General features: G+C 49.9%; 8 protein-coding genes and 2 tRNA genes. 5 read left to right on the top strand and 5 right to left on the bottom strand.

The features are described from left to right. Positions 1-38: 38 nt before the first annotated feature. From smc to DEF47_RS15080, 4 genes are all read right to left on the bottom strand, one after another. Positions 39-3,617, bottom strand: coding sequence for a chromosome segregation protein SMC (gene smc / locus DEF47_RS15095; RefSeq protein ID WP_012190180.1), 3,579 nt, complete (start codon positions 3,615-3,617; stop codon positions 39-41). Positions 3,618-3,630: 13 nt separating this feature from the next. After that, positions 3,631-4,110, bottom strand: coding sequence for a GNAT family N-acetyltransferase (locus DEF47_RS15090; RefSeq protein WP_012190181.1), 480 nt, complete (start codon positions 4,108-4,110; stop codon positions 3,631-3,633). Positions 4,111-4,226: 116 nt separating this feature from the next. Next, positions 4,227-4,302, bottom strand: a tRNA-Ala gene (locus DEF47_RS15085). A 27-nt stretch (positions 4,303-4,329) separates the two neighbouring features. Further along, a tRNA-Ala gene (locus DEF47_RS15080) sits at positions 4,330-4,405 on the bottom strand. Positions 4,406-4,633: 228 nt separating this feature from the next. Between DEF47_RS15080 and DEF47_RS15075 the strand changes: the two genes are divergently transcribed. The 5 genes from DEF47_RS15075 to DEF47_RS15055 all read left to right on the top strand — a co-directional run bounded on the left by DEF47_RS15075 (position 4,634) and on the right by DEF47_RS15055 (position 9,482). Further along, complete coding sequence (locus DEF47_RS15075; protein ID WP_012190182.1) at positions 4,634-5,734, top strand: aminopeptidase; 1,101 nt, start codon at positions 4,634-4,636, stop codon at positions 5,732-5,734. Between the two features lie 15 nt (positions 5,735-5,749). Continuing rightward, the gene (locus tag DEF47_RS15070; RefSeq protein WP_012190183.1) at positions 5,750-6,424 is read left to right on the top strand and encodes a hypothetical protein; all 675 of its coding nucleotides are present in this window, start codon (positions 5,750-5,752) and stop codon (positions 6,422-6,424) included. A gap of 41 nt (positions 6,425-6,465) precedes the next feature. Next, a complete protein-coding gene (locus tag DEF47_RS15065) occupies positions 6,466-7,554 on the top strand; it encodes a DNA cytosine methyltransferase (RefSeq protein WP_012190184.1) in 1,089 nt (362 codons plus the stop codon). Between the two features lie 266 nt (positions 7,555-7,820). Continuing rightward, positions 7,821-8,075 (top strand): hypothetical protein, encoded by a 255-nt coding sequence (locus tag DEF47_RS15060; RefSeq protein WP_041304513.1) that lies wholly within the window; start codon positions 7,821-7,823, stop codon positions 8,073-8,075. A gap of 102 nt (positions 8,076-8,177) precedes the next feature. Beyond that, complete coding sequence (locus DEF47_RS15055; RefSeq protein WP_287045216.1) at positions 8,178-9,482, top strand: hypothetical protein; 1,305 nt, start codon at positions 8,178-8,180, stop codon at positions 9,480-9,482. Between the two features lie 95 nt (positions 9,483-9,577). Here DEF47_RS15055 and DEF47_RS15050 read toward each other — a convergent pair whose 3' ends face one another. Beyond that, the gene (locus DEF47_RS15050) at positions 9,578-12,016 is read right to left on the bottom strand and encodes a glycoside hydrolase family 9 protein (RefSeq protein ID WP_012190186.1); all 2,439 of its coding nucleotides are present in this window, start codon (positions 12,014-12,016) and stop codon (positions 9,578-9,580) included. Positions 12,017-12,090: the final 74 nt, after the last annotated feature.

The following is a 12,090-nucleotide window of genomic DNA, read 5'->3' as shown; positions in this document are numbered from 1 at the left end:
GTGTATCACAATCTTTGGCCGGATAGTGTGGTAGTTTCTTAACCAACTGTCTCAACAATTCGCACTGCCCCACCATCATCGACCAACTGATCAAGGCGAATCGACAACACTTTGGAAGCTCCATCAGGATTCATCGTCACGCCATATAAGGTTGAAGCCGCTTCCACAGTACCACGGTTATGCGTCACCAAGACAAACTGGGTCTGTTGACTCATCTCAATTAATTGTTCACGAAGTCGCACAACATTGGCTTCATCCAGGGCTGCGTCAACTTCGTCCATCACACAAAACGGCGTGGGATTAACTTTCAACAAGGCCACCAACAGTGCCACGGCGGTCAATGAACGTTCGCCCCCAGAGAGCAAGGAGAGCGGTTGGCGGCGTTTGCCTGGTGGTTGGGCAATAATATCAATGCCACTTTCGCTGCTATTGGGGTCGTTCAAAATCAACTGGGCTGTACCACCACCAAACAAACGGGTAAAGGCTAGGCTAAATTCTTCGGCCACGGCACTAAATGTTTGGGCAAAACGGCTATTCATGGCCGTTTCAAGCTCGTTAATCAACTCACGCAGGCCATCAGCCGCTTGGCGAATATCGCTGACTTGGCCCGTTAAGAATTGATTGCGTTCGCCAAGCTCAGCATATTCTTGCGGCGCAAGTGGGTTAATCGTGCCCATTCGCCGCAGTTTGTTGCGCAACTGATCAATTTGCTCGTTCAAGGCTTGGGCCGATAATTCAGCCTGCTCAACCTCAGGCGTTTGGCGCAAATCCAATTGCTCAATATCAATATTCTCTTCGGCGCAACGTTCCCACACATGGTCGCGGCGAGTGTTGGCTGTCGCCAATTGGCTTTCAGCCCGACTAAGGCTGGTTTGCGCTTGAACAAAGGCCTGCGAGGCTGCCCGCTCTTGCAATTCGGCGTGTTGCAGCGCCAAATTTGCCTGATTCAAGCGTTCGAGCAACGGGGCTTGCTCGGCATAAACGGCCTCACGTTGCAGCTGGGCTTGCTGACGGCGTTCGGCTACAAGCACGCTTTGGGCTTCAGCCAAGGCCAATTGTTCAACCAACTCGTGCTGGCGTTGCTGATCTTCACGGCTCCGCCGCACCAAGCCATCAATCACCTGTTGCTGATCGCGTTGGGCACGCTGGGTCGCCTGCAAGGTTGCATCGCTGGAGACAATCGCTGCTCGTGCTGCCGCAACCCGTTCTTCGCTAGCCCGACTGGCCGCCGCTGCGGTTTCGGCTTGCTCACGGGCAGCAACAACCAAACGTTCATGCTCAGCACCATGGATTTGCGCCTGCTCAATTGCGGTTTGGCTGGCGGCAAGTTGCTCGGCAAGGCGGGCTTGCTCTTGTTGAACATTGTTGCTGCGCAGTTGTTGCCATTGTTGCTCTTGCTCAATTTGCTGAAGGCCACGTTGGCGTTGCGCCAAACTATCACGAGCTTTTTCCATGGTAGTGCGGTTGCTGCGGCGGGCTTGCTCGGCCTCACGAACTGCTTTTTCAGCATTGCCAATTGCGGCAATCGCCTGCTTGAGCTGTTGTTCATGCTCGGCGAGTTGTTGTTGGGCGGCCTCAAGTTGGGCGGGCAATTCACGCAATTCTCGTTCGCGGCGCAACGTACCAGCCTCACGAGTTCTAGCGCCACCAGTCATCGCCCCCGATGAGCCAACTTGTTCGCCACCAAGCGTCACAATCGTCCAAGCACCATCAAGTTCGGCTAAAACTCGCCGTGCAGTGGCTAAATCTTCGACCACAATTGTGCGCCCAAGCAAATGCTGCACCGCCCGTTCATAGGCCTCGGCATAGTTCACCAACTCGCTGGCAAGCCCTAAAACCCCTTTGCCTTGGGGAATGCGGCTTGGGCGTGGCGTGCGTAGCGTATCGAGCGGCAAAAAGGTAGCACGGCCAGCATCAGTGCGTTTGAGTTCAGCAATCGCGGCTTCGGCGGCTTCCCAATTGGGCACGATAATATTTTGCAAGCGTGCACCCAACGCCACTTCCAAGGCCGTTTCTAACTCAGCAGGCACTTCAATCACGCTGGCAACCACGGCAAATTGCTGGTGCTGCTTTTCGGCCCATTGCAAAGCCGCCCGAACCCCAGTAAACATGCCAGCTCCGGCAGCGGCAGTGCGGCGCAAGGCATCCAAGCGACTATGCAAGGCATCGGCTTCACGGCGGGCGTAGGCCACAGCTTCTTCTTGCTCACGGCGCAGATTACGGGCTTCCAACAAACTTTTTTGGGCAGCCTCTTCATTGGCTTGAGTTTGGTTAAACTCAGCTTCGGCCTGTTGATATAGCTGTTGGGCTTGTTCAAGGGTGGTTTGGGCTTGCTGAATGCGCGTTTGGCTAGCGGCAAGTTGCTGTTGGTTGGTGGTTAATTCATTGGCCAACGCTTGCCAACGCTCTTGCTGCAATTTGGCCCGTTGCTGAGCCTCGTTCAAGGTTCTGGTTGCTTGCAAAGCAGCTTCTTGGGCTTGTTTGAGGGCTTGATCAGCTTCGCGGCGGGCGGCAATAGTCGCTTGTTCGCCAGCCTCAATTGTGGTTAAGGCGTGGCGCTGAGCAATCAAGGCCGCTTGGGCTTGGGCAGCCTGTTCAGCTAACTCAAGCGCTCGCGCTTGGGCTTGGGTTTGCTCTCGCTCTAGGCTTTGCTGACGCTCGTGAGCCTCAGCGCGACGGGTGATCAGCGCTTGTTGGCGCTCAGTCAACACCGCCCATTCACGCTCCACGGCTTCCCATTCACGCTCAAATTGGGCCAATTGCTGGTGTTGTTGCTCAACCAATTGCTGCTGCTGATCACGCTGCTGGCGTAATGCACCAAGTTGTTGCTCGGCTTGAGCCTGGCCAACTTGAGCGTGAGCTAGAACTTTTTCGGCCTTAGCAAAAGCAATTTCGGCTTGAGCGACCAAGCTTTGGGCGGCCTGCCACTGGCGGCGATAAGCAATCAGCAGGGCTTGCTGCAAGGCGGTTTCAATTTCATGAACCTGCTCAGCCTCACGCGCTTGGCGGCGCAGCACCTTCAAACGTGGCTCGATCTCAGCCAAGGTATCCAAAATGCGGCCTAGATTGTCTTCGGTTTGTTTGAGTCGCCGCTCGGCCTCGGCGCGTTTACTGACCGAAAGGCTAATCGAGGCGGCATCTTCGAATAAGCTGCGGCGCTCCTCGGGACGTAAAGTCAAGGCAGCATCAACCAAACCTTGATTGATCAGGGTATAACTCGAAGCCAAGGGCGATGTGGCTTCTTGAATATCGCGCAAACGAACTTTATTTTTATTCAAGAAATATTCATTCTCGCCAGAGCGAAACGAGCGGCGCGTGATTGTGACTTCGTTGAAATCGAGCGGCAAGGTGCGATCGGTATTATCGATCGTTAGGGCGACTTCAGCCATACCTTGGGCGGCACGTTTGCCACCGCCGCTATAAATGAGATCTTCGGTGCGGCGACAGCGCAAAGCCGAGAAACTTTGTTCGCCCAGCACCCAACGAATCGCATCGGTAACGTTGGACTTGCCCGAACCATTTGGCCCGACAATCGCCGTCACTCCTAGCGGAAACTCAATCACTGTGCGATTGGCAAAGGTTTTAAATCCCTGAATTTCAAGTCGTTTGAGATACATTCAAAGCCCTACTTTATGCTGCGGTGGTGCGTAATTGATGCTGCATGGTCACATAGGTTGGCTCAGGATAGCCTTGATGGCTGTGGTATTCAGTAATGATGTAGCCCAATTGTTGATACATGGCGATCAAGTGCGGCAAGGCTAGACGCACGCCAATCGTAATAATCTGACGCTGTTCGGCTTGGGCAATTGCTTCAACCGCAACAATCAGCTGTTTAGCTAAACCACGGCCACGATAGGCGGGCAACACCGACAAGCGTCCCAAATAGAGTGTATCGCTGCCACGTCGCTCGTACAGCACGCAGCCAATTAATTGATTGTGCGATTCGACGACCAATACCCCGCCATCGCCCATGCGCGAGCGAAAACTCTCAACGGTTTCCCAGCCAACACTAGAGGGCGGATCGAGGATCGCTTCATATTCAACAAAGGCTTGGCGAATGATCTCCAAGGCTTGGCTATGTTCATCAACAGCTGCTTCACGAATCTGCATCGAACTCCCTCAACACAACGGACTGGTGGTCGTGACTGGCGCATATTATACCTGTATCAGGCAGCTTAGATGCAACGCTAAAACAAAAAACTCAAGGGTTGCGCCTTGAGTTGATTTGGTGGAGGTGAGGGGGATCGAACCCCTTACCTTCGCAATGCCATTGCGACGCTCTACCAAGTGAGCTACACCCCCATATCGATTTAGTTACACCAAGCAAGTTGGTGGAGGCGAGGGGACTCGAACCCCTTACCTCGACAGTGCGATTGTCGCGCTCTACCAGGTGAGCTACGCCCCCGCTTGTCGGTGTTGTGTGTTTGTTCACAACGCGAGCGATTATAGCATAGGCGGCATGGGCTGTCAAATTTGGCGAAAGCACCAAGAAGGATCGCCTTTTTTAACCACGAAGAGCACGAAGATAATTAATGTACGGGATGCTTCATGGTTAAATTTCATCCCTCATCCTTTCGTTAGTTGACGAATCAACTATACTCAGCTGAACTACCATGTTGAATGGGAGATATGTGTGTTTGATCAACGCTGGCAACAGTTGGCCAAAATCATTGTCCATCACTCATTAGAGCTACAACCAAACGATTTGCTACGAATTCAAGCTGAAGCTATTGCGAAGCCATTGCTCTATGCGCTCTACCGCGAGGCACTCCATGCTGGAGCCTTAGTTATTCCCAAAATTGTCGATCCGGTATTTGAAGAAATTATGCTCAAAGAGGGCACTCCTGAGCAGCTGCAATTTGTGCCAAGCACCTTAGTTCACGAAATTGAAACCATGACTACTTGGTGTGATATTTATAGCGAAATAAATACGAAACATTTCAACCAAGCCGATCAACAACGCCAACTATTGCGCCGAAAAGCATTCGGCCCAGTCCAAGTATTATTCGATAGCAGAGCAGCTCAAAATCAATTGCGCTGGTGCGATGTGCTTTATCCAACCGAGGCTTTTGCTCAAGACGCAGGTATGTCGCTGTGGGATTTTGAAGACTTGGTAGTAAAATCCTATCTGCTTGATCATCCAGATCCAGTTACAGCGTGGCAGACCATCCATCAACAACAGCAAAAAGTTACCCACTTCCTCAATAGTTGTCGCTCAATTCGGATTGAAGGGCCAGACGTTGATTTGAGTTATCGCTGTGAAGATCGCATTTGGATTAATTGTGCTGGTAAACGCAATCTGCCCGATGGCGAAGTCTTTACCGCGCCAATCGAAGATTCAGTCAATGGCCGATTGAAGATTAGCTATCCAAGCATTTATCAGGGGAATTTGGTTAGCGGAATTCAGCTCGTGATTGAAGATGGCAAAGTAACCCAAGCAACTGCTGAGCAAGGCCAAGATTTTCTGCATACCATGCTTGATCTTGATGCTGGTGCTCGGTATATTGGCGAGGTTGCCTTCGGCCTGAACCCAGGCATTACAAAACCAACTGGTCATACTATTTTCGATGAAAAGATGGCTGGAACGATGCACTTAGCACTTGGTCGAGCCTATCCTGAGTGTGGCGGCAAAAATGAATCAACCCTGCACTGGGATTTAGTCTGCGATTTACATCAAGCTGAAGTGTATGCCAATAATGCGCTGTGCTACAAAAATGGTGAGTTTATTATTTAACATAGAAAGCACCATATGGATAGTTTTGAGCCATTACGCGCAGCTGGCTTGGATGTAACATTCCATGTATGGGACGAGGAAGAAGTCGCAACCGCAATCCGCTATGCTCAACAACGTCGAAGCCAAGGACTTCCATCTCAAGTACCCTATTTTTGGTATGCCAACGTATCCAAGCCCGCCGATCACCCAACCTATAATCTGTCGCAGGATGTTACACAGGAAAAAACACCAAGGCCACTAGATAGTCTTGTATCAAGCATTGCATTGCAGATTGAAAACCGCCAAGCCTGCTATTGGAAAATCTGGGATTACATTCCAGGCCCAGTTCATCACGAATTTTTCTGTCATTACGAATCACTTGATATGCTGATACCCAATCTTATCAACTATTATTGTGGAGAGTCTACAATAATTAATGATTGGGTTGTTCCATTAAATCGGCATCCTGAATTGAACCCTAGGCGAGTAGCGACGATTATTGTCCACGCAAGGCCTACCACACTCACCAAGCTTGAGAAGCATCAAACCAACCAATCTCACCGAGACCAGATGCAATGGAATCGTGAACGTTGCACACGCCATGCCTTCCTACGCCAATACCTCATCATCAAGCATAATAGTGATCCGACGAGCCAACTTTATCTGCGACGTGATTGCCGAGCTGCTTGGATCATTCCTCAATCTGATTAAGAGCTAAAACAGAATCGAGTTCAATTCTAGGACTATATGTTATGTCAAAAATTACGAATCACTATACACGTAATGTGGGGATGCAAGTTCAAGAGCGGATTAATCATCTTGGTATTGGGCAAAAAATGCAGGATCTACCCGAACACCTTTGGCATGAAAGTTTTCGCTATTATGTTAAAGAAGATCCATCACGTCAAGGTGGGCCAAATCTACGGATGATTCGCTTAGATCCTAATAAGCCATCGTTAACAGTTACTGCCTTTATCTTCAATAAATTTGTCCATCCTTTTGAAAATAGATTTATTACAACTCGTGAGGCTGCACGATTACAAGGCTTTCCTGACAACTTCGAATTTATTGGCTCATTAACTAGTATTCAACGTCAAATCGGTAATGCAGTTCCAGTTCCATTAGCAACGGCTATATTACAAACAATCTTACAGCATGCAAAAGCTCATCATCCAGAAAAAAGCTTATTTTCAGCATTAAGTATTTTCAGTGGGGCAGGTGGGCTTAATTTAGGTGCTCAACAGGCCAAATTACCCAATGCAAAATGGCAAACAATTGCATCAATTGATATCGATCGTGATGCATGTACCAGTCTTGAACATCATTTCGCGAATAAAAATGTGATTTGTCAAAATATTATTGATATTACTCAACCTAAATCATTAATGAGCCAACCACTCGATCTATCATATGGTGGGCCTCCTTGTCAATCATTCAGTCAGGCTGGTAAACAAAAAGGGTTATCCGATCCTCGTGGAAATTTAATTTACGAGTTTATTCGTTTTCTAAGTGATCTTAATCCAAATTACTTTTTGTTAGAGAACGTAAAAGGTTTACAGGGAATTAATAATGGCCAATTATTACATCTGATAATCGATGATATTCGTAAGCTTGGGTATAACGTAACATTCGGTGTAGTCAATGCTGCTGATTATGGAACACCGCAGCTTCGCAAAAGAATTATTATCCTAGGTTGTAAGCAAGATTTAGGATTTGTAAATCTGCCGCTACCAACGCATGCGACTGAGGCTAATTTGCTATTACAGCCCTATAAAACAGTTGGTCAAGCTTTGCAAAATCTACCACCCGCCTTAGTTTGGCAAAAAACAACCACCAAGTAACGAACTACTTGGTGGTTGTTCTAAATTGCGTTTGATAATTCAAACCCATATAGCATCGCCAAAATCGCATTAATCTCATCGCCCTCACCGTAAACTCGCTCGTTAATCACCCATACTACCATCAACGAATCACCCATCATCCTAATTTGGTACACGCTGATGCCTCACTGATACTGTAAGTGAGCGGGGCAAGGCAACTAGCATAATTCGCCGCATGATCTCTGCGGCGCATCGCTAGTGTTCCGGATTTTCAAGAAAGGGCGTTTATGCGATTCCTCGATTCAACTCACAAGCGGCGCACATCCTTCCGCCTCGTCACCTTGCTCAGTTTCCTGCTTTTGGCGCTTGGGATGCCTGCCACCTTTGCTTCGACACCACAGGGAGCTGCACCAATTTATCTTCCCGCCGTTTTCAATAATCGAGCCTTCGTCATGTCCGATGGCTTTCAATTTGCCAACTATGGCGGGAACAGCTATCAAAACTTAACTCCAGTCGAGATGCGTCGCCTCTATGGATCATAAGTATGTGCCACCATCCAAAATGATGTCTGTACCCTCACCCCGCCTGCCGAACGCTGGATGGAGTGGGTCAATAGCACGATGGAATATGGGCATTGTGAGGGGATGGCTGTACTCAGTATCCTATTTCAGCGTGGGATCTTGAATCCTGCTGATTTCGGAGCAGCCCGCACCCGCGACCTTGTGTTAGAAGGCAATCAAAAGCTCCAACGCGAGATTGCCTATTGGTATGCAACCATGATTCCTAATCCTGGGCGGGCGGCTCGGATTATCGCCCCACCCCGCGATCTAGTAGCCGTCTTGCGAACAGCGTTTGCCAATACCCAAACTGCCTTTTATACCTTACGCTTCAGCAAATTGGATCGCAGCGGTGGCCACTCGGTCGTGCCGATGGGGCTGCGCGATATTTCAGCAAACGAAGTGGCAATCCAAGTCTACGATAGTAATAGCCCCACGATCGCCCGTGAGTTGATCGTCAATACTGCAACCAATACATGGTCATACTCGCCTGCCCTAGACCCCAACCAAACCAGCGATGACTACAACGGGACGGCGCAAAGCCTCACGTTAGGCCTTGCACCAATCGAGCCACGCCAAGGCCAACAAACCTGCGCACTATGCGCCGAATCAGATCCGTTACTTAACACCACAGCTTCATCGGACAATCCGATCATTTTACCACCAACAACGACAAATGATGGAATGGGAAATGTGAATCAAGGAAATGCGGATATTTCCAATCCCGAATTCATCACGCCATGGATGGATTTGGCACCGTCGAATCCGCTGGTTGATTCATGGTCAAGCCCTGTCTTAAAGTATTTTGTTTTACAGCCAAATGCTGATGGTCACTTTGTACTTTCAGCTCCAAGTGAAAATCAAACTAATATTCCCGTGAGTATCAGATCGATTGGGCGTGGCTATACCTTCGAGGTGGAAACGACCGTTGCAAGTGGCTTCCCAAGCGAAGTCATTGTTGGCAGTCAAGGCAATGTTATTACCTTTACCACCCAAACAACCACCTCGCCCACGATGTATCTTGGCTTTGAAACTCCCACCGACGACTTCGATTTCTATATCGAGGACTTTGACCTCAGCGCCGATGATTCCTTCCGACTTGAGGTTGATGCCTCAAACAAACTCGTTGGGCTACGTGCCATCACCGCTATCCCCGACGAAAGTGTTACCTTTAGTCTGTCGATGGAGCGGATTGATGATCAAGGGATTGAAATTTTCAACTCTCCCGACGAAGGCATTAGTTTGTTTGAAAACGAGATTTTGCTGATCGATTTCAGTCAATGGTCGGGCAATGGCGGAACTCTACGTATGGGCTACGACGATAATCTCAATGGGTTGATTGATGCCAATGAAGCATTTGTAATTGAGGATGTCGGCGATACCATCCCTTAATTAATTCGCGTTAACAGCAAACCAACCGCTCCACATGGATTATGCATGTGGAGCGGTGTAGTGCCTCTGATGATCATCGATGAATAGCAGAAACCTTACGGCGTAACGCTACAGGCGATACCATTCAAGCTGAAAGCAGTTGGTTTGGCATTTGTGCCACTAAAGCTCGCTTGCATGCCAAAACTAGCAGTTGCCCCAGTGCCTAAGTAGCCATTCCAATTGACGTTGGTCACATTGACCGCTTGACCAACTTGGCTCACATTGCCATTCCACAAATTGCTAATAAATTGATTACCAGCATACGTCCAAGCAAGGTTCCAGCCATTGATCGCCGCACCGTTGTTTTTGATCACAACATCGGCGGTAAAGCCGGTTGGCCATTGGTTAGAAATTGTATAGGTCACTTGGCAACTTGAGTTCGTTTGGGTTGGCACAACTGGCGTGTTGGTTGGCACAGGAGTTGCCGTCGCTGGACGTGGCGTGGCGGTTGGCACAATTGGCGTAGCCGTCGCGGTTGGGCCAATCGGGGTTGCCGTCGCCGGAATTGGCGTAGCTGTGGCTGGGCGTGGCGTGGCGGTCGCCGGAATTGGAGTCGCAGTTGGCGGAATTGGCGTAGCCGTCGGTGGTATTACCGAACCAGCCTTTTCATCTAAATAGGCGGCGACCCAAGCTAATGGTGCATTCCAGTTGATGGTAATTTCGTTGGTTGACCACGATTCGATATGATCGACGAAACATTTTTGGGCGTTGCAGCCAGGCAAGCCAATGCTTTGAGCATAAGGGTCTTGCAAGGCCGAGTTAGGGCCGCCTGAAACTGCCCCAGCTGGTGGGCGAGGAAAGCCACTATTCGCTTGAAAGGCCCAGAAACGGTGATGCGGGTTTTGCAAGGGGTTTTCGCCATAGCCCGTCACATACGATTTGTCCATCGCATTGCGGCCCAGCAAATAATCCATACCTTGGCTCATCGCATTGAGATAGCTCACGTTGCCAGTGAAATCGTGGGCCAAGCCCAAAATAATGCCATTATTCAAGACAAACGAGTTGGAACCCCATGGATAACCAGTGCTGGTTGAATTAAATGGTGTGCCATAGCCTTGTCCAGTGGTGTTATTGGCAAACACGGTGGCTGCGCTGATCACTGCATTGCGCACGCCCGCCAGTTCGCTGCTATTGAAACCGCTGGGTACAACCGCCAACGAAATTGTGCCAAGTGCCTCGGTTGTGCCCCACGTCATGGCTGGTTCGCGGCTGCTGTAATCGCTGGGTACATCTTGGTAGTAGCTTGAGCTTTGCAAATAGCTCTTGTATTCGGCTTTGCCAGTTGTGATGTAGAGTTCACTGGCGGCCCAATAAAATTCATCGCCAACTTGCGGATCGCCATACGAACCACCGCCAGTTCCATCGCTATCCAAAGCAATTACGTTGGGGTTAGCCCGCGCCGCTGCCCAAGCAGTTTCGGCAGCGCTCAGCAAACGTGCTGAATACGTTGGATCAATGAAACGCCAGATCCGTGAGCCTTGGGCCGCAGTTGCCGCCAAGTTCAAGGTTGCGGCGGTGCTTGGTGGGCGTAATACCCGATCCTGTGAATCTTGATCGGGGCGCAGTGGAATGCCAGTCCAGTTGGCATCGTGCATTTTGTGGTGCACCATGCCAGCCCGTGGTTGGCCAGCAGGCACTTGCATGCGCAACATAAAATCCAATTCCCAACGCGCCTCGTCGAGCAAATCGGCTACACCATTGCTATTTTCAGGAATACTCATGCGGCCATCGCCAAAATCGGCTGCCGACGAGCCTAAATATTGGTTGCGCTCATATTGGTTAAGCAATGTCCAGACCGAAATCCCACCATTGACCACATATTTGCCATGATCGCCAGCATCGTACCAGCCGCCAACTACATTCAGCGAATAGCTACAGCCAGTGCCAGGCGCACAGGGTACATTGGTATCGCCACGGTTGGGAGCGATGCCAACGTGGCCAGCAGGTCGAGTCAGATCATTGCGTCCAGCATAGGGCATGGTGATCGCAATTCCGCTGCGATTATGGTAGAAGTAGGCGAGGGCATCGTATTTTAATTGGCGATACACTGTTGAGCTAATATCAAATTGATGGCTCAGATTGCCAGCCGCTGCTAACGTAAAGCTGCTGCCTGTGCCAGTGTAGCCCGAAAAATCGATGATATGAATCGTATCGCCAGAACTGGCATCGTAGCCAAAAACCGTGGTATTGCCTGAAAGTACGGTTGTGCCAGAGCTATTGCGCAATTGCCATGCCACAGGCGAGTTACTGCTATTGACCAAGCTAGCGCGTTTGATCGCGTTGGGCAAATAGCCATGTTGGTTGACCCGAATCAGTGAGGAAGCTGCTACCGCAGCGGCGGGGAGATTAGCCGGGGTCGTATTGCGGGATTCGTGTTGGATAACCCCAAACACTGAGGAGATGTTCCCAAAAGCCACACTTGCCGTCAATGCAACCGTGCTACAGGCTGCGATCAGCGTGCGTGATCGTTTCCGCCGTTGGAAATGAACAGTCATTGGTCGATCCTTTTTGGGCTATTGCAACAGGACAATTATCTGCTGCAATAGTTCAACATAATTAAATAGAGCAG

The organism is Herpetosiphon sp., assembly GCF_003512625.1.
Lineage (GTDB): Bacteria > Chloroflexota > Chloroflexia > Chloroflexales > Herpetosiphonaceae > Herpetosiphon > Herpetosiphon aurantiacus.
This window is presented reverse-complemented; position numbering and strand designations above follow the sequence as displayed.

What these genes read in the sequence shown, in the direction of transcription:
- smc (WP_012190180.1), bottom strand. Translation starts at nt 3,617, where the DNA reads ATGTATCTCAAACGACTTGAAATTCAGGGATTTAAAACCTTTGCCAAT.
- DEF47_RS15090 (WP_012190181.1), bottom strand. Translation starts at nt 4,110, where the DNA reads ATGCAGATTCGTGAAGCAGCTGTTGATGAACATAGCCAAGCCTTGGAG.
- DEF47_RS15070 (WP_012190183.1), top strand. Translation starts at nt 5,750, where the DNA reads ATGGATAGTTTTGAGCCATTACGCGCAGCTGGCTTGGATGTAACATTC.
- DEF47_RS15065 (WP_012190184.1), top strand. Translation starts at nt 6,466, where the DNA reads ATGTCAAAAATTACGAATCACTATACACGTAATGTGGGGATGCAAGTT.
- DEF47_RS15060 (WP_041304513.1), top strand. Translation starts at nt 7,821, where the DNA reads ATGCGATTCCTCGATTCAACTCACAAGCGGCGCACATCCTTCCGCCTC.
- DEF47_RS15055 (WP_287045216.1), top strand. Translation starts at nt 8,178, where the DNA reads ATGGCTGTACTCAGTATCCTATTTCAGCGTGGGATCTTGAATCCTGCT.
- DEF47_RS15050 (WP_012190186.1), bottom strand. Translation starts at nt 12,016, where the DNA reads ATGACTGTTCATTTCCAACGGCGGAAACGATCACGCACGCTGATCGCA.